The organism is Thauera phenolivorans, assembly GCF_001696715.1.
GTDB classification, from domain to species: Bacteria; Pseudomonadota; Gammaproteobacteria; order Burkholderiales; family Rhodocyclaceae; genus Thauera; species Thauera phenolivorans.
In genome coordinates this window covers 220,367-238,336 of sequence record NZ_MBFM01000001.1, presented here as the reverse complement: position 1 = coordinate 238,336, position 17,970 = coordinate 220,367, and the positions used below count along the sequence as shown (strand labels likewise).

At 68.0% G+C, this 17,970-nt stretch carries 17 protein-coding genes; 7 read left to right on the top strand and 10 right to left on the bottom strand.

The annotated features are described in order from the left end of the window. The first annotated feature begins 64 nt into the window (after window positions 1–64). The 4 genes from icd (at window position 65) to BB334_RS01060 (ending at window position 4,156) form a co-directional block, all read left to right on the top strand. Window positions 65–1,309: an NADP-dependent isocitrate dehydrogenase gene (gene icd, locus BB334_RS01075; protein WP_068803465.1), complete on the top strand. Its 1,245-nt coding sequence runs from the start codon at window positions 65–67 to the stop codon at window positions 1,307–1,309. A 235-nt stretch (window positions 1,310–1,544) separates the two neighbouring features. Further along, the gene (locus BB334_RS01070; protein WP_068803463.1) at window positions 1,545–1,799 is read left to right on the top strand and encodes a DUF4212 domain-containing protein; all 255 of its coding nucleotides are present in this window, start codon (window positions 1,545–1,547) and stop codon (window positions 1,797–1,799) included. Window positions 1,800–1,814: 15 nt separating this feature from the next. Further along, complete coding sequence (locus BB334_RS01065) at window positions 1,815–3,620, top strand: sodium:solute symporter family protein (protein WP_068803460.1); 1,806 nt, start codon at window positions 1,815–1,817, stop codon at window positions 3,618–3,620. A gap of 149 nt (window positions 3,621–3,769) precedes the next feature. Then, a complete protein-coding gene (locus BB334_RS01060) occupies window positions 3,770–4,156 on the top strand; it encodes a hypothetical protein (protein ID WP_068803458.1) in 387 nt (128 codons plus the stop codon). 27 nt (window positions 4,157–4,183) lie between these two features. Here the strand turns inward: BB334_RS01060 and BB334_RS01055 are convergent, their stop codons facing one another. The 9 genes from BB334_RS01055 to BB334_RS01015 form a co-directional block, all read right to left on the bottom strand. Further along, window positions 4,184–4,444, bottom strand: coding sequence for a DUF4212 domain-containing protein (locus BB334_RS01055; RefSeq protein ID WP_068803456.1), 261 nt, complete (start codon window positions 4,442–4,444; stop codon window positions 4,184–4,186). A 63-nt stretch (window positions 4,445–4,507) separates the two neighbouring features. Then, complete coding sequence (gene fusA / locus BB334_RS01050; protein ID WP_068803454.1) at window positions 4,508–6,565, bottom strand: elongation factor G; 2,058 nt, start codon at window positions 6,563–6,565, stop codon at window positions 4,508–4,510. A gap of 93 nt (window positions 6,566–6,658) precedes the next feature. Beyond that, complete coding sequence (locus tag BB334_RS01045; RefSeq protein WP_068804374.1) at window positions 6,659–8,227, bottom strand: MFS transporter; 1,569 nt, start codon at window positions 8,225–8,227, stop codon at window positions 6,659–6,661. Between the two features lie 109 nt (window positions 8,228–8,336). Next, window positions 8,337–9,071 (bottom strand): LrgB family protein, encoded by a 735-nt coding sequence (locus BB334_RS01040; RefSeq protein ID WP_068803452.1) that lies wholly within the window; start codon window positions 9,069–9,071, stop codon window positions 8,337–8,339. Further along, complete coding sequence (locus BB334_RS01035) at window positions 9,068–9,430, bottom strand: CidA/LrgA family protein (RefSeq protein WP_068803450.1); 363 nt, start codon at window positions 9,428–9,430, stop codon at window positions 9,068–9,070. Before BB334_RS01035 ends, BB334_RS01040 begins: the two co-directional genes overlap by 4 nt. 125 nt (window positions 9,431–9,555) lie before the next feature. Continuing rightward, window positions 9,556–10,494 carry a nucleoside recognition domain-containing protein gene (locus BB334_RS01030; protein ID WP_068803448.1) on the bottom strand — a complete coding sequence of 313 codons (939 nt, stop codon included), beginning with the start codon at window positions 10,492–10,494 and terminating at the stop codon, window positions 9,556–9,558. A gap of 54 nt (window positions 10,495–10,548) precedes the next feature. Further along, on the bottom strand, window positions 10,549–11,490 hold the full coding sequence (locus tag BB334_RS01025; protein WP_068803446.1) for a DMT family transporter: 942 nt from the start codon (window positions 11,488–11,490) through the stop codon (window positions 10,549–10,551). A 13-nt stretch (window positions 11,491–11,503) separates the two neighbouring features. Continuing rightward, entirely contained in the window at window positions 11,504–12,277 is a 774-nt protein-coding gene (locus BB334_RS01020) for a sulfite exporter TauE/SafE family protein (protein WP_068803444.1), read from the bottom strand. 191 nt (window positions 12,278–12,468) lie between these two features. After that, the gene (locus BB334_RS01015) at window positions 12,469–13,392 is read right to left on the bottom strand and encodes a LysR family transcriptional regulator (protein ID WP_068804372.1); all 924 of its coding nucleotides are present in this window, start codon (window positions 13,390–13,392) and stop codon (window positions 12,469–12,471) included. Between the two features lie 129 nt (window positions 13,393–13,521). Between BB334_RS01015 and BB334_RS01010 the strand changes: the two genes are divergently transcribed. Next, window positions 13,522–14,709 carry an acyl-CoA dehydrogenase gene (locus BB334_RS01010; protein ID WP_068803442.1) on the top strand — a complete coding sequence of 396 codons (1,188 nt, stop codon included), beginning with the start codon at window positions 13,522–13,524 and terminating at the stop codon, window positions 14,707–14,709. 17 nt (window positions 14,710–14,726) lie between these two features. Then, window positions 14,727–15,950 carry a CaiB/BaiF CoA transferase family protein gene (locus BB334_RS01005; protein WP_068803440.1) on the top strand — a complete coding sequence of 408 codons (1,224 nt, stop codon included), beginning with the start codon at window positions 14,727–14,729 and terminating at the stop codon, window positions 15,948–15,950. Between the two features lie 25 nt (window positions 15,951–15,975). On the opposite strand, the gene BB334_RS01000 is transcribed toward BB334_RS01005, so the two are convergent. Next, window positions 15,976–17,079, bottom strand: coding sequence for an NAD(P)/FAD-dependent oxidoreductase (locus BB334_RS01000; protein ID WP_068803438.1), 1,104 nt, complete (start codon window positions 17,077–17,079; stop codon window positions 15,976–15,978). Between the two features lie 350 nt (window positions 17,080–17,429). Between BB334_RS01000 and BB334_RS00995 the strand changes: the two genes are divergently transcribed. Further along, on the top strand, window positions 17,430–17,970 hold a 541-nt coding region (locus BB334_RS00995), incomplete at its 3' end, for a TAXI family TRAP transporter solute-binding subunit (protein WP_158014339.1).

Genomic DNA, 17,970 nt, shown 5'->3' with positions numbered 1-17,970 from the left:
CGGCACGCGGCGAAGCGCAGTGCGGGTTTTTCGTCGGAGACAAGTTCACCAGGAGGGAGTAGGAATGAGCGCATCTCACATCAAGGTTCCGGCAGGTGGTCAGAAGATCGTCCCGGGTCAGCCGACCCCCGACAACCCGATCATCCCCTTCATCGAAGGTGACGGCATCGGCGTCGACATCACCCCGGTGATGAAGAAAGTGATCGACGCGGCGGTCGCCAAGGCCTACGGCGGCAAGAAGCAGATCCACTGGATGGAGGTCTATGCCGGCGAGAAGTCGGTCGAGCTCTACGGTCCCGACCAGTGGATCCCCCAGGAGACCTTCGACGCGCTGAAGGAATACTCGGTGTCGATCAAGGGGCCGATGACGACTCCGGTCGGCGGCGGCATCCGTTCGCTGAACGTGGCGCTGCGCCAGGAGCTCGACCTCTACCAGTGCCTGCGCCCGGTGCGCTACTTCAAGGGCGTGCCCTCGCCGCTGAAGGATCCGACCAAGACCGACATGGTGATCTTCCGCGAGAACACCGAGGACATCTACGCCGGCGTCGAGTGGCAGGCCGGTTCCGATGCCGCGAACAAGGTCATCAAGTTCCTCCGGGACGAGATGGGGGTCACCAAGATCCGCTTCCCGCAGGACTGCGGCATCGGCGTCAAGCCGGTGTCGGTCGAGGGTTCCTCGCGCCTGATCCGTGCCGCGATCAAGTACGCGATCGACAACGACCGCAAGAGCGTGACCCTGGTGCACAAGGGCAACATCATGAAGTTCACCGAGGGCCTGTTCCGCGACGTCGGCTACCAGCTGGCGCAGAAGGAATTCGGTGCGCAGCCGATCGACGGCGGCCCGTGGTGCTCGTTCAAGAACCCCGACACCGGTCGCGAGATCGTCGTCAAGGATGCGATCGCCGACGCCTTCCTGCAGCAGATCCTGCTGCGTCCGGGCGAATATGACGTGATCGCCTGCTGCAACCTCAACGGCGACTACATCTCCGATGCACTGGCAGCCCAGGTCGGTGGGATCGGTATCGCGCCGGGGGCCAACATCTCCGACCAGTACGCGTGCTTCGAGGCGACCCATGGCACGGCGCCGAAGTATGCCGGCCTCGACAAGGTGAACCCGGGCTCGCTCATCCTCTCGGCCGAGATGATGCTGCGCCACCTCGGCTGGCGCGAGGCGGCCGACCTGGTGATCAAGGCGATGGAGGCGGCGATCGGCGACAAGGTCGTCACCTACGACTTCGCCCGCCTGATGGAGGGCGCGAGTGAGGTCAGCTGCTCGGCCTTCGGCGATGCGATGATCGCGCGCATGTAAGCCACGGCAGCGGCGCGCGAGCGCGCCGGTCCACCCCGACCCCGCCGTCTCTTCGCGAGACCGCGGGGTTTTTTACGTGCGCCCAACATGGGGATGCAAATCATCGGCCGTAAGAAACTGTAAGGAATAAGTAAGTTTGATGCGGCCATAATCCGATCGTGGCTGCATGGGTTTTGCCCGTGGAGCCTCCCACGATGAGGCGATCCGGCTTCGATAACTAAAACGGAGGTGACTTATGGAAGCAAACAGTGTCGGCTACTGGAAAGCCACGCTGGGCCTGCTGACCAAGATCATGATCATATGGTTTCTGGTCTCCTATGGCGCTGGCATTCTTTTCCAACCTGTGCTCGATACCATCAAGATCGGCGGTTACCCGCTGGGCTTCTGGTTCGCACAACAGGGTTCGATCTACATCTTCATCGCGTTGATCTTCTATTACGCGAAGAAGATGGGCGAGATCGACCGCAAGTTCGACGTACACGAAGACTGACGGGAGCCTAAGCAAATGGAATTGCAGACACTGACCTATCTGGTCGTCGGCGCCTCGTTCGCCCTCTACATCGGCATCGCCATCTGGGCGCGCGCCGGTTCCACCAGTGAGTTCTACGTTGCTGGCGGTGGTGTTCACCCGATCACCAACGGCATGGCCACCGCGGCCGACTGGATGTCCGCGGCGTCCTTCATCTCCATGGCCGGCCTGATCGCCAACATGGGCTACGGCGGCTCGCTGTTCCTGATGGGCTGGACCGGCGGCTACGTGATCCTGGCGATGTGGCTCGCGCCCTACCTGCGCAAGTTCGGCAAGTTCACCGTGCCCCAGTTCATCGGCGACCGCTACTACTCCAAGTCGGCGAGCACGGTGGCGGTGATCTGCCTGCTGACCGCCTCGATCACCTACGTGATCGGCCAGATGACCGGCGTGGGCGTGGCCTTCTCGCGCTTCCTCGGCGTCAGCAACGAGACCGGCATCTACCTCGGCATGGCGATCGTGTTCGCCTATGCGGTGTTCGGCGGCATGAAGGGCATCACCTACACCCAGGTGGCCCAGTACGTCGTGCTGATCGCGGCGTACACCATCCCGGCGATCTTCATCTCGCTGAACCTCACCGGCAACGTGCTCCCGCAACTCGGTCTGGGCGGCTCGCTGGTCGGCACCGACGCCACCCTGCTCGAGCGCCTCAACCAGATCGTGGTCGATCTCGGCTTCGCCGAATACACCACCTCGCTGCCGGGCAGTCGCCTGAACATGTTCGTGTATACCGTGTCGCTGATGATCGGTACCGCGGGCCTGCCGCACGTCATCATCCGCTTCTTCACCGTGCCGAAGGTGTCCGACGCGCGTTACTCCGCGGGCTGGGCGCTGGTCTTCATCGCGATCCTGTACACCACCGCGCCGGCAGTTGCGGCGATGGCGAAGTACAACCTGCACCAGACGGTCAACACCGCGGTGGCCACCGGCGGCGATCTGCACGCGCCCGAGAGCAGCCTGGTGTATGACGAACGTCCGGCCTGGATGCAGCGCTGGGAAAAGACCGGCCTGCTGAAGTGGGAAGACAAGAACGGCGACGGCCGCATCCAGTACTACAACGATGCCACCAAGAACGCCGAGGCCGCAGGCAAGGCCGAACAGGCCGGCTGGAAGGGCAACGAGCTGACGGTCAACGCCGACATCATGGTGATGGCCAACCCCGAGATCGCGCTGCTGCCCAACTGGGTGATCGCGCTGGTCGCCGCGGGCGGCGTGGCTGCCGCGCTGTCGACCGCTGCCGGTCTGCTGCTGGCGATCTCGTCCGCGGTGTCGCACGACCTGATCAAGAACGTGATCAAGCCGGACATCTCGGAGAAGGGCGAGCTGATGGCGGGCAAGCTGTCGATGGTGGGGGCGATCGTGCTCGCCGGCTATCTCGGCCTCAACCCGCCGGGCTTCGCTGCCGGTACCGTCGCGCTCGCCTTCGGTATCGCAGCCAGCTCGCTGTTCCCGGCGATCATGATGGGCATCTTCTCCAAGAAGATGAACAAGGAAGGGGCGATGGCGGGCATGCTCTCGGGCCTGTTCGTGACCCTGTTCTACGTGTTCGCGCACAAGGGCCTCTTCTTCATCAAGGGCACCGAGTTCGTCGATCTGATCGGTGGTCCGAACAGCTTCTTCGGCATCACGCCGGAAGCCTTCGGTGCGATCGGCGCCCTGGTGAACTTCGCCGTCGCCTACGTGGTCGACAAGGTGACGAAGGAGCCGCCCGAGCACATCCAGCACCTGGTCGAAAGCGTCCGTATCCCGCGTGGTTCGAAGGCGGTCGACGGGGCTCACTGAGACCCATCGCAGCAACAGGCCCCCGGCGCCGGTCGCCGGATCCGGGGGCGCGACGAAAACCCCGCCGGCGGCAATGGCGGGGTTTTTCTTCTTGTGGCACCCTGAGACCGACTGCCGAGCCGGTGGTCGCGTCCGAAGCGGAGTACCGTATGGCTTTCGATGTTGGCGTTGCCCTGACCTGGATCCTGTTCCTGGCCCTGTTCCCGATCTCCTTCTTCTGGCTGCGTCGTGCGTGGCGCATCATCGTGCGTCGCGACTTCTCCGAGGTGGGGCTCAAGCGCGGCGTACCGCCGGCGAACCCGGCGAAGTTCGCGCCCTTCACCGCTGCGGTCAACCTGATCGCGGGGGGTGTGGTGCTGTTCGTGATCCTCGGCGTGCTCGCCGGCGCACTCGGCTACGAGACCTGGAGCGCGATTGCCGGCAGCACGATCTGGTGCAAGTTCATCGCCGACTTCATCGTCTCGCGCCACGCCCACCCGACGGCGTGGGGTCGCAAGCGCAAGTCGGAGGAATCCGCCGGCGCGGCCGGGAAGTGAGGCAAGGGGGCAGCGTGCGCGCGGCGCTCAGCCGCGTTCGCGCGAGCCGTAGCGCCGGTCCAGACGGTTCATGACGAAAACGTAAATGGAAACGATCGCCAGGAACGCCAGGATCGCGCCCTGCGCGAAGACATAGAAGCCGAGCGGGAAGCCGAGGAAGCTCAGTCGGTTGAGCTCGGCCGCGTAGTAACCCGAGGCGAAGGGTACGATGAACCACACCGCCAGCAGGCTGGCGGTGAGGATCAGGTTCGCGCGCCAGTAGGCGCGCTGTCGCTCGTTCAATGTCACGGGTGGCCGGCCGGTCGAGCGAACCCGCGCACCGCCGGCGCGCGCCGGCGGCGTTCCCGCGACTTACTGCGCGCCATGCGCGTTGCCGTGCTCGGCGAAGGCGCGTGCGAGCTGGGCCTGCACCTCGTGCGGTGCCGGCTCGTGGCCGGCGGCCTCGAGCGCGAAGTCACTTTCTCCGGCGCAGATCGCCTTCAACCGGCTCTCGAAGCCTTCCAGCGCCGATAGCGGAACACGCGCCGAAACCAGCATCCAGCCCGGCGCCGGGCTGTCGGTGCCGGTGAGCCGGCCGCGACGTCCGGCGATCTCGCCGCTGACCTCGCCGAACAGGTGGTCGGCCACCTTCACCTGCAGGTCCACCATCGGCTCGAGCACCAGCGGCCGTGCGGTGCGTACGGCCTCGAGCACGGCGTGGCGCGCTGCGGTGACGAAGGAGATCTCGTTGGAATCCACCGCGTGATGCTTGCCGTCGGTGATGACCACCCGCAGATCGTGGATCGGAAAGCCGGCGAGCGCGCCCTCGGCGAGTGCCTGGCGCACGCCCTTTTCCACCGCCGGCATGAAGTTGGTCGGGATCACGCCGCCCTTGACCTCGTCGCTCAGCTCGACGCCGGTGCCGCGCTCGAGCGGCTCGACGCGCAGCGCGACCTCGCCGAACTGGCCGGCTCCACCGCTCTGCTTCTTGTGGCGGTAACGTGCCTCGGCGACGATCGAGATCGTCTCACGATAGGGGATGGTCGGGGTGTCGGTGTCGAGCTGCAGGTTCCAGCGCGTCTCGAGTTCCTCGAGCACGATCTTCAGGTGCTGCTCGCCGAGGCCGCGCACCACCGTGCGGCGCTTGCCCGGGTCGAAACTCACCTCGAGGCAGGGATCCTCCTCGGTCAGGCGGGCGAGGGCTTCGGACAGCTTGGATTCGTCGGCGGGCTTCTTCGTGATCAGCGCCAGACCGAACACCGGCTGCGGGTAGCTCGGCGCCTTGAGGTGGAAATGGTCCTCGTCGTGGGAGTCGTGCAGCACGGCGTCGCGCTGGATCTCCTCGACCCGCGCCACGGCGCAGATGTCGCCCGGCACCGCCGAGCTCGCTTCGACCGCGTTGCGGCCCTGCATGCGCAGCAGGTGGGCAACCTTGAAGGGCTTGCGGCCATCGCCGATGTAGAGCTGCGAGTTGGGCGTGACCGTGCCCTGATGCACTCGGAACATGCCGATCTTGCCGCGGTAGGGGTCGCTGATCACCTGGTAGACGTGGGCGACCACATGGCGCGCGGCGTCAGGAGCGACCTCGACCGCTTCGGCGGCGTCGCCTTCGCCCTTGAGGAACGTCGGCGGGTTGCTCTCGGTCGGATCGGGGGCGAGCTTGCCGAGGATGTCGAGCAGCTCGCGGGTACCGGCCCCGGTGCGCGCGGAGACGAAACAGACCGGCACCAGGTGGCCTTCGCGCAGCGCCAGCTCGAAGGGGGCGTGGAGTTGCTCGGGGTCGAGCGATTCGCCCTGCTCGAGGTACTTCGACATCAGCGCCTCGTCGAGCTCGACGATCTGGTCGACGATCGCGTCGTGCGCCTCGCGCACGCTGGAGAACGCAGTGGGCGCGCTCTCATCGGGTGCGAAGAAGCAATCGACCACCTTGCCACCATCGGGGGTCGGCAGGTTGATCGGCAGGCATTCGCGGCCGAACTCGGCGTTGATCGAAGTCATCAGGCCGGCGAAGTCGACGTCGCTTGCATCGATGCGGTTGACGATGATCATGCGGCACTTGCCCTGGGCGGCGGCCATCATGCGGCGGGTCATGCTCTCGATGCCGGCTGCGGCATTGACGACGATCGCGGCGGTGTCGGCGGCGGGCAGCGCGAGCAGGGCGCGCCCGGCGAGGTCGGGCAGCCCCGGGGTGTCGAGCAGATTGATCCAGTGGCCGGCCCATTCCAGATGAACGAGCGCGGTGCGCAGCGAGTAGCCGAGCGCCTTTTCCTGCGGGTCGCTGTCGGCCACCGTGTCGCCGCGTTCGATGCTGCCTGCGACGGGAATCTCCCCGGCCGCCGCGAGCAGGGCTTCCAGCAGGCTGGTCTTGCCCGCGTTCGCGTGGCCGAGGAGGACTAGGTTACGGATGTCGTGTACCGAGTTGGGTGTCATCGTGCATCTCCCTTTGGAAGGCGGATGCGGCAAGTTTCCACCTCCCGTCGTGCGAAGGCAATGCGCCAGGTCAAACCTCCATGCCGGATGCGTTCAGGCGCTGCGCAGGCCGGCGATCCGGGTGAGTCCGACCGCTGCCAGCGGCAGCAGCAGGCCGAGCAGGGTCACGCTCAAAAGCAGCAGACCGAGCTCGGCATAGTCGGCCGGCACGCTCACCGCGCCGGTGGCCGCGTCCCTCACCTCGCGGGTGATGGTGAAGAGCTGGTTGAGGTACTTGGTGCCGAGCTGGGAGGCAGACAGCGCGAGGTTGGTGAACGAGGCCATCACCGCGAAGAAGGTGGCCTTCAGGTGGGGCGGCGCGGAGTTCGCGATCCACGCCAGCATCGGCACCATCGACACCTGGCCGAGCGGCGATTCGAGCGCAGTGTTGGCGATCGCGATGAAGCGCGCATCGACCAGGCCGCCGGTGTGCGCCGCGGTCCATTCGTGCAGGCCGTGGAACATGCCGATGATCGGGGCCGACAGCAGGGTGCTGGCGAGGGTCAGAAAGATCACGATCTGGGCGATCGACCTCTCCGCCATGAAGCGGCGGAACAGGAACAGGCCGGCCAGGGTCAGGGTGCTGGTGATCAGGTCGAGGCGGGACAGGAAGCTCTGGTCGAAGCCGAGCTCGTCGATCATCCACCAGCTCGCGCCGGCACCCGCGCCCGGCATCGCACGGAACACGAAGATCACGATCACGGTGCCGAGCAGGGTGCGTGCGGCCTCGGGCGAGAGCTCGCGCAGCAGCTTGCGGATCATGAAGGCGATGATCGCGAACGAGCTGGCGAAGATCAGCTCCTGGCCGAACTCCAGGCCCGACAGGCCGACCGTCAGCGTGATCGCGACGAAGGCCGCGCTGCCGCCGAGGATCCACCAGTTGGGCGCGGTGGTCTCCGCCGGAGCGTGCACCAGGCGGTCGATCTCCTCGCGACTGCGGCCGAGCGCGCGCAGCCGCCGCGCCTCGCGCCGCTTGAGGAAGCCGGCGAGCAGCACCCCGCTGACCGACAGCAGCGGGATCAGCAGGGCGAGTTCGTAGATGCGGACGTAGATCGCGACCTTTTCGGGCTCGGAGAGGCTTTCGGCGCCGCTGAACATCGCCACGTTGGCGAGCGACACCAGCACGGTGCCGCCGATGATGGCCACCCGGCCGAGCATCTGCATCGTGGTGTGCATCAGGCGTACGGTCTCGGCCGGGTAGGGCGCGCCCGCCTCGTCGAGGCGCGGCACCGCCTCCACCGTCATCGCGTCGGCGACCGCGTCCTGCATCACGTAGCCCACCGGCGCCAGCAGGGTCGCGAGCACGAACCAGGCCTCGACCGGCATGATCGCCCGCATCGTGTCCGGCTCGCCGATGAGGAAGATCATGATCGTCAGGCTGGTGGCGATCAGGCCCGCGCCGAGGTAGACCAGCCCCGCCTTGTGCCGCCACAGCAGGTCCACCAGATGCCCGATCGGCATCTTCAGCGCCCACGGGATGCCGGCCCAGAAGCCGAGCGCGGCGAGGAAGGCCGCCGACAGCCCGAGATAATCCTTGACGAAGAAGGTGCCGACGATGCCGGTGAGGCCCGACACCCCCGCCGCGCAATACACCATCAGCGGCGGCAGGTAGGACAGCCGCATCTCGCGGCCTAGCTCGAGGAAGTTGCGGTCGATCCAGCGATACAGGGCGTTGAGGGTGAGGGCGGCGGGCACGGGGTGTTCCTGGAGAAGGGGGGGCGGGCCGGGGGGCTCAGCGGCCGAACAGGCGCTCCGCCCAGGGCAGGATCCACGGCAATGACAGCGCGGTGAGCAGTCCGTTCAGGCCCATCGCGAGCGCGGCGAAGGCGCCGGCCTGCTCGCTGACCTGGAAGGCGCGCGCGGTGCCGATGCCGTGCGAGGCCAGCCCGATCGCGAAGCCGCGCACCGCATGGTCGCGGATGCGCAGCCAGCGGCAGATGTAGCGCGTGCCCACCGCGCCGAGCACCCCGGTCACCATCACCAGCGCCGCGGCCAGCGCAGGGATGCCGCCGAGCGGCTCGGCCACCGCCATCGCGATCGGCATCGTCACGCTCTTGGGCGCCAGCGACATCAGTGAGGCGTTGCTGGCGCCGAGCACCGCGCCGATGCCGTAGGCCGACAGCGCGGCGGTCAACGAGCCGACGACGAGCGCGATCGTCAGCGGGCCCGCCATCGCCTTCAGGCGTGGCCACTGCGCGTACAAGGGCACGGCGAGTGCCACGGTGGCGGGGCCGAGCAGGAAGTGCACGAACTGGGCGCCGTCGAAATAGTGCTCGTAGGGCATGTCGCTGACGACCAGCACGGTTACCAGCATCGCCACCGACAGCATCACCGGGTTGGCCAGCGGATGGAAGCCGGCGCGCTTGTAGAGCCACTGCGCCGCCTGGTAGGCGAGCAGGGTCAGGCTCAGGCCGAGCAGCGGCGAGGCGGCGAGATAGACCCAGATCTCGGTCAGTCGCGGCGTCATTGCGGCGTGCTCCGGTTCGTCGCGCGCCGGCGCAGCAGCGTATTGAGCACGAGCGCGGTGACCGCGATGGCGAGGAAGGTGCTGCCGACCAGCGCCGCGGTCAGCGGCAGCCACTCGCGCGCGAGCAGCTCCCCGTACAGCACGATGCCGGTGCCGGCCGGGATGAACAGCAGCGACAGGTGCTGGAGCAGACCGCCAGCGGTCTTGCGCATCTCCTCGCTCGGCCCGCCGCGCAGCAGCAGGAAGAGGAAGAACAGACCCATTCCGATCACCGGGCCAGGCACCGGCAGGGCGATGGCGCGGACGAGGACTTCGCCGGCGAGTTGGAACAGCAGCAGCACGGTCAGTGCGAGGATCATGGCAGGCCTCTCGAGTCGGGCAGGGTCGGGCAGCGGGGGGCGGGCGGCCCGCGAGAGCTTATACGGCCGCGCGCGGCGGATCAAAGCCGCGGCGGGACTGGTGCCGCCGCGGCCGGGCCTGAGGCTCAGGCACCGACCGCGTGGCCGAGGGTGCGCGCGGCGATGCCGACCAGGGCGCCGAGGGTGGCGGGCTTCCAGACGCGTGCGACCCGCGGACCCGCCGAGATCAGGATCGCCAAGCCGCCGACGTCGAGCGGGTGGGTGAGGAAACCGGCGGAGGCGTTGAGCGTCGCCACCGTAGTCAGGCCGCTCTTGAGCATCTCGTCCATCACGCCCACCATCGCGGTGCCGCCGGCGATGTACTTGGTGAGGGTGAGCGGGATCAGCGCCGGGTCGATCCCGAGCAAAGACAGCACCGGCGAGAGCAGGGTGGAGAGCGCGTCGATCGCGCCCAGCTCGCGCAGCGCCATCACGCCGGTCAGCGCGAGCACGATCATCGGGATCGCTCCGACCGAGATGTTGAAGGCTTCGGCGCCGGCGCGGTTGATCACCGTCAGGGTGCTCTTGGCGCTGTCGGCCACCGCGTGCGGCAGGTGTTCGTCGAGTGGGGCCTCGGCGCTCGACAGCGCGCGTCCGAAACCGTGGTAGGTGACCGCCGCGGCAATCAGGCCGCCGATCAGCGACAACGCGAGGGTGAAGCCGAACTGCAGGCCCAGCGCGGTCATCGGAAAGGTCGCGTTGGCCTGCGCCATCGCCATCACCATGGCCAGCGTCGCGGCGAGGTGGCGATCCGAGGCGCCGCGCCGCTCCATCATCGTCAGCGTCGCCACCGGCGCGGCGAAGCTCACGAAGTTGATTTGCAGCGCTGCGAACACGCCCAGGCCGGTGAGGCCGACCGGGCGCAGCAGCGGCGCGATGCGCTCGACGACCCAGTCCAGCACGCCGCGCGCCTCGAGGATGCGCATCAGGGACAGCATCACCACCATGACCGGCAGCAGGATGAACAGGCAAAGCTCGATCGCCGAACGACCGGCGAGCAGGATCAGCTGGGTGAAGGTTTCCATGTGCGAACTGGGATTGCTGCGGTGCCCAATGATAAGCCGGCGCCGAGGCCCTGCCTACCGTCGGAACGCCCGCGCCCCGAGCAGCACGCCGCCGGTGAGCAGGGCGATGCCGAGCGCCTCCGCCGGCGTCGGCCAGCGGCCATACCACAGGAAGGCGTAGACCAGGGCGGAGAGGGTCTCGAACACGATCAGCTGGCCCACCAGCGCCGCCGGCAGCAGGTGGCTGGCGCGGTTCCAGAGCAGGGTGCCGAGCCAGGACGCGGCCAGCCCGAGCACCAGCATCATGCCCACGAAGGCCGCGGGGCGTGGGCCGAGCGGCCACGAGAAACCGGCGCCGGGGGCTGCGCCGAGCGCCTCGAGGACGGCATAGCCGGCGATCCCACCGAGCGCGAGCGGCAGCGTGGCCACGCCCTGCGCGCTCGCCCAGGCGCGCGACAGGCCCGGGCCGCGCGCCCGCAACCAGCGCGAGTTGCGAATCGGATACCAGGTCCAGCAGGCGAGCGCGAACACGGCGAGGCCGATGCCCAGCAGGTAGTCGACGCCGCCGCCGGTGGCGGCGGCGTCGGCATGTACGGTGAGCAGCCCGCCGAGGATCACCGCCAGCGGCAGTGCGAGCCGGCGCCAGGGTACGGCGTCGATGCTGCCGGCGCGGCGGCGCTCGATCAGGTTCGCGCATACCGCGATCACGACCGGCAGGGTGCCGATGATCAGGGTCGGCATCGGCCCGCCGGCGAGCTGGATCGCGCTCGCCAGGCTGGCGTAGTAAAGCAGGTTGCCCACGAGGGCGAGCTTGAGGGCCTCGAGCCAGTCGGCGCGGGAGAGTTGCGCCAGCGTCCGGCGGTCGAGCCAGGCGAGTCCGAGCGCGAGCACGCCGAAGGCGAGGTAGCGCCCGATCGCGAGGGCGAAACCGGGGTAGTCGTCGAGGATGAGCGGGGTGACGAATACCAGCCCCCACAGCAGGCCGGCGCCGAGCGCGGCGGATAGGCCGGCGATCACCGCGACCGGCCCCTCAGGCGGTCTTGCCGAAGTAGTAGAGGGTGAGCAGCCCGCCCACCGCGATGATCACGCGGCGCAGCCACACCGCCGGCAGCCGGCGCGCCATCGTCGCCCCCCAGTAGCCGCCGAGGGTGGCGGTCACCAGCATCACCAGGGTGTGCGGCCAGGATACCGCCCCGGCGATGGCGAAGGTCGCCACCGCCACGCTGTAGATCACCGCCGACAGCCAGTTCTTGAGCGCGTTGATCTCGTGCACGTCCTTGAAGCCCTGGATCGCCAGCGCGGCGATCATCAGGATGCCCATGCCGGCGCCGAAGAAGCCCCCATAGATCGACACCACGAGCTGGAAGAGGTAGCCGCCCGGACCGATGTGACGCTCGTCGGCGTCGGCGGGCGTCGGCTTCCAGCGCTTCACGACGGTGGAGATCTGGCTGCTGAAGGCGAACAGCACGGTCGCCACCAGCAGCAGCCAGGGGATCAGGCGGGCGAAGGCCGCGTTCGAGGTCGCGAGCAGGAGCAGGCCGCCCGCGATGCCGCCGACGAAGGCCACCGCCGAGAGCATCGGCAGGCTCCTGGCGAAGCGCTTCAGTTCGCGCCGGAAGGCCCAGGCCCCGGCCAGGCTGCCCGGCCAGAGCGAGACCGAGTTGCTGGCGTTGGCCACCACCGGCGGCACGCCGATCGCGAGCAGCGCGGGAAAGGAGAAGAAGGTGCCGCCACCGGCCACCGAATTGGCTGCGCCGGCAGCGAATGCGGCGATGGCGATGAGCGCGATTTCAGCGAGGGACATGTGGGCTGGGCGCAGAGGGAGTGAGCGGGTGCGGCGTGTCGCCGGGCTGCGCGATCGGCCGCGGAGAGCGAGTCCCCGCGGCGCCGCGTCTTGTAGTTCGGAACGTCTCCTGCCCCCGAATCGGCGCGATTCTAATCAAGACTTATATAAAACAGAAGAGATGCGTGCGGGAAATATTTCTTTCACGCTTGTCAAGAGGCGGAGGCTGCGGGCGCAATCGGTCCGTGCGCGTCGTGCGTTGCCGCCACCAGCCATTCGCGAAAGCGGGTCAGCGCGGGACGTTCGGCCTTGCGTTCGGGCACGATCAGGTAATAGGCGCGCGTGCTCGGAAAGCTGCGCGCGCAGGGCATGATCAGCAGGCCGCCGGCGAGTTCGCGCTGGATCAGGAAGGGCGGGATCAGCGCGACGCCCATGCGCTCGATCGCCGCCTGCGCCAGCATCGAGAACAGCTCCAGCCGCATTCCCGCCATGTCGCGTGCTGCCTTCACGTTCGCCGCCTCGAACCATTGCCGCCAGGCGTAGGGGCGAGTTGACTGCTGCAGCAGCGGCAGGCCGGCGACTTCGGCCGGCGTCATCCCTTCACGCGTGCCGACGAGTGCCGGGCTGCAGACGGGCACAGGGTATTCGTGCATCAGGAAGTGAGCCTCGGTGCCGGGCCAGCCGGCGTCGCCGAAGTAGATCGCGGCGTCGAACTCGGTCTGGTCGAACAGGAAGGGACGCGTCTGCGTGCTCATGTTGACGACGATTTCGGGGTGCCGGGCCTGGAAGCCGCCGAGGCGCGGGATCAGCCAGCGGGTGGCGAAGGTGGGCACGACCGCGAGGTCGAGCGCGTCGGCGGTGCCCTGGTGGGCCATCACCGCGAGGGTGTCACGCTCGATCGCGTCGAGCCGTGGCGAGACCTGGCGGGCGTAGCCTTCCCCCGCCTCGGTCAGCTGCACCCCGCGCCGTGTGCGACGGAACAGTGCCACCCCGAGGAAGGCCTCCAGGCCGGCGATCTGGCGGCAGATCGCGCTCTGGGTCAGGGCGAGTTCGTCCGCCGCGCGAGTGAAGCTCTGGTGCCGGGCCGCGGCCTCGAAGGCGAGCAGCGCCGCTGTACTCGGTATCTTTTTGCGCATGATCTTCAAGTGAGCAAAACGCACAGGCTACTTCAAAAATGTCGTTTGAAATCCAAATGATTCGTTCTTAACATGCGATTCATGCACAGGCAAAGTCCTGTCGGACCCCACACACCGAGGAGAAAGGACATGGCATCGAACAAGGCGAGCTTCAAATGGGACGATCCGCTGTTGCTGGACCTGCAGCTCACCGAAGAAGAGCGCATGATCCGCGACGCCGCGCAGGCCTATTCTCAGGACAAGCTGCTGTCGCGCGTGCAGGAAGCGTTCCGCAACGAGACGACCGATCCGGGGATCTTCCGCGAGATGGGCGAGATGGGCCTGCTCGGCCCGACGATCCCCACCGAGTACGGCGGCGCGGGCCTGAACTACGTGGCCTACGGCCTGATCGCGCGTGAAGTCGAGCGCGTCGATTCGGGCTACCGCTCGATGATGAGCGTGCAGAGCTCGCTGGTGATGGTGCCGATCAACGCGTTCGGCACCGAGGCGCAGAAGCAGAAGTACCTGCCCCGGCTCGCCACCGGCGAATGGATCGGCTGCTTCGGCCTGACCGAGCCGAACCACGGCTCCGACCCGGGCAGCATGATCACCCGCGCGCGCAAGGTCGACGGCGGCTTCAGCCTGTCGGGCAGCAAGATGTGGAGCACCAACCGCCCGATCGCCGACGTCTTCGTGGTGTGGGCGAAGGACGACGAGGGCAAGATCCGCGGCTTCATCCTCGAGAAGGGCTGGAAGGGCCTGTCGGCGCCGGCGATCCACGGCAAGGTGGGCCTGCGCGCCTCGATCACGGGCGAGATCGTGATGGACGAGGTGTTCGTGCCCGAAGAGAACGCCTTCCCCGAGGTGCGTGGCCTGAAGGGGCCCTTCACCTGCCTGAACTCGGCCCGCTACGGCATCGCCTGGGGCGCGCTCGGCGCGGCCGAGGACTGCTTCCACCGCGCCCGCCAGTACGTGCTCGACCGCAAGCAGTTCGGCCGTCCGCTCGCGGCGAACCAGCTGATCCAGAAGAAGCTGGCCGACATGCAGACCGAGATCACCCTGGGCCTGCAGGCGTGCCTGCGCGTGGGCCGGATGAAGGACGAGGGCATCGCCCCGGTGGAGATCACCTCGATCATCAAGCGCAACTCGTGCGGCAAGGCGCTCGACATCGCCCGCATGGCGCGCGACATGCTCGGCGGCAACGGCATCTCGGACGAATACGGCGTGATCCGCCACGTGGTGAATCTCGAGGTGGTCAATACCTACGAGGGCACGCACGACGTGCATGCGCTGATCCTCGGCCGCGGGATCACCGACATCGCCGCATTCAGCAACTGAATCCCGAGGAGACCGCCATGGCCGGCGCCCTGTCGCACATCCGCGTGCTCGATCTCTCGCGCATTCTCGCCGGCCCCTGGGCCGGGCAGATCCTTGCCGACCTCGGCGCCGACGTCATCAAGGTCGAGCGCCCGGGGGCGGGTGACGATACCCGCGGCTGGGGACCGCCGTGGCTAAAGGACGAGCAGGGCGCGGACACCGCCGTGGCGGCGTACTACCTGTGCGCCAACCGCAACAAGCGCTCGATCACGATCGACATCACCCGGCGCGAGGGGCAGCAGCTCGTGCGCGACCTTGCGGCGCGTTCCGACGTCGTGCTGGAAAACTTCAAGTTCGGCGGTCTCAAGCAGTACGGCCTCGACTACGACAGCCTGAAGGCGGTCAATCCGGGCCTGGTGTATTGCTCGATCACCGGCTTCGGGCAGGACGGGCCATATGCGTCGCGGGCAGGCTACGACTTCCTGATCCAGGGCCTGGGCGGGCTGATGAGCATCACCGGCCGGCCCGATGACGAGGAGGGCGGCGGGCCGATGAAGGTCGGCGTGGCGCTCACCGACATCCTCACCGGGCTGTACGCGAGCAATGCGGTGCTCGCTGCGCTCGCGTGGCGCGACCGCAGCGGCGAGGGCCAGCACATCGACATGGCGCTGCTCGACGTCCAGGTCGCCTGCCTCGCCAACCAGGCGATGAACTACCTCGCCACCGGGCAGAACCCGCGGCGGCTCGGCAATGCCCACCCGAACATCGTGCCCTATGAGGATTTCCCTACCGCCGACGGCTACATGATCCTCGCCATCGGCAACGACGGCCAGTTCGCGCGCTTCTGCGAGGAGGCGGGCCAGCCCGCGCTCGCCGTTGATCCGCGCTTCGCCAGCAACCGGGCGCGGGTCGAGAACCGCGGCGCGCTGATCCCCTTGCTCAAGCGGCTCACCATCGAGCGCAGCACCGTTGACTGGGTCGCCGCGCTCGAGGCGCGGGGCGTGCCCTGCGGCCCGATCAACACGCTCGGCGAGGTGTTCGCCGACCCGCAGGTGCAGGCGCGCGGGCTCAAGGTCACGATGCCGCATCCGGTGGCGGGCACGCTTCCCCTGGTCGCCAGCCCGATGAAACTCTCGGCCACCCCGGTGGACTACCGCCAGCCGCCGCCGATGCTGGGTGAGCATACCGACGAGGTGCTCGCCGCCGCGCTCGGACTCGATGCGGAGCGCATCGCCGCGTTGCGTGCGGGCGGAATCGTCTGAGCGCCGGCGACGGGCGCGCCGGCGATCATCCCCGCACCATGCCCGCGACGTGGTCGCCGATGGCGAGCGCGGCGGTGAGCCCGGGCGATTCGATGCCGTAGAGGTGGATCAGGCCGGGCGCGCCGTGCCTGTCCGGGCCGTCGATGCGGAAGTCGGCGTCGGCCTCGCCCGGACCGACGATCTTCGGCCGTACGCCGGCGTAGCCCGGTTGCAGGCGGCCGTCCTCGAGCGCTGGCCACCAGCTGCGGATGGCGGCGTAGAAGCGTTCGGCACGGGCCGGATCCACGTGGTAGTCGGGGGTGTCGATCCATTCGACGTCGGGACCGAATTTCGCCTGTCCGCCCAGATCGAGCGTCAGATGCACCCCCAGGCCGCCCGGCTCCGGGATGGGGTAGACCAGGTGCGAGAAGGGCGCCCTGCCCGTGTAGCTGAAATACACGCCGCGCGCGAAGTATGCCCGCGGCGCCCGCGCGGCCGCACTCGTACGGAGCGCGCGGCCGAGTGCCGGTGCGTCGAGTCCGGCCGCGTTGATCACCCAGCGCGCGCACAGCTCGGCCGGCGCCTCGCCCCCGATGCGCAGCACGATCCCGTCCGCGCTGCTGTCACCATCGACGACAGGGCTGCCGAGCGCGAGCATGGCGCCGTGGCGCTCGGCTTCGCCGAGCAAGGACAGCATCAGCGCGTGGCTGTCGACGATGCCGGTGGACGGCGAGAGCAGGGCGGCGTGTGCGTCCAGTTCCGGTTCGAGGGCGGCGAGCTCGTCGTGCGCGAGCAGACGCAGGGCGTCCACCCCGTTCGCCCTCGCGCGGGCGGCGATCTGCTGCAGCGCGCCCATCTGCGCCGCCGTGCCTGCCACCACCAGCTTGCCGCAGCGTGCATGCGGTACGCCGTGCCCGGCGCACCAGGCGTAGAGCCGGCTGCGACCCTCGACGCACAGCCGCGCCTTCAACGAGCCGGGCGGGTAGTACAGCCCGGCGTGGATCACTTCGCTGTTGCGGGCACTGATGCCGGTCCCGAACGCGCGCTCGCGCTCCAGGATCACCACCTCGTGGCCCGCGGCGGCGAGGCTGCGCGCGCATGCGAGGCCGACGACACCGGCGCCGATCACTGCACAGTCGATGTTTTCCATGTGTTCTCCGAGCGGCCGCGGGGGCCTGATGAGGTGCACGGTGGGCGCGTGTGGCGCCGGTCCCGGGTTCTAGCAGATCGATGGAGCCCGTGAAAGGAGGTGCGATGAGTGGCGGCTGGCGGCGGTTCCACGCTTGTGCAGTGCAGTGTGCGGGATCCCCGACTGTCCTGCCCCTCCGATTCCGGGAATCCGCCTTGGCCGCGCCTCCCGCCGGTCGAGCGGCCGGCGCACCCTCTGTCAGGGCGGGGAAAAGTCGCGGACGCTGTCGCCTGACGAATGGCACGAGACTTGCATGAGCGTACATGTCCATTGATGGGCAAATAACCAAGACTTATCGAGGAGACTCCCAGATGAAATCCCTGATCCGCAAGTGTGTGATCGGCACCGCCTTCGTCGCGGCCACCTCGGCCGCTTCGGCGGCGACCTTCGTCAATGTGCTCACCGGCGGCACGAGTGGCGTCTATTACCCGCTGGGTGTGACCCTGTCGCAGATCTACGGTGAGGTCATTGCCGACAGCAAGGTGCAGGTGCAGGCGACCAAGGCCTCGGCCGAGAACCTCAACCTGCTGCAGGCGGGTCGCGGCGAAATCGGCTTCTCGCTTGCCGACTCGGTGTCGGACGCGTGGAAGGGCAACGCGGATGCGGGCTTCACCAAGCCGCTCGACAGGCTGCGCGCGATCGCCTCCGTGTATCCCAACTACATCCAGATCGTCGCGCTTGCGGACGCCAACGTGAAGTCGCTCGCCGACCTCAAGGGCAAGCGCATCTCGGTGGGTGCGCCGCGCTCGGGGACGGAGATCAATGCGCGTGCCATCCTGAAGGCCGCCGGCCTGTCGTACGCCGATTTCGCCAAGGTCGAATACCTGCCCTTCGGCGAGTCGGTCGAACTGA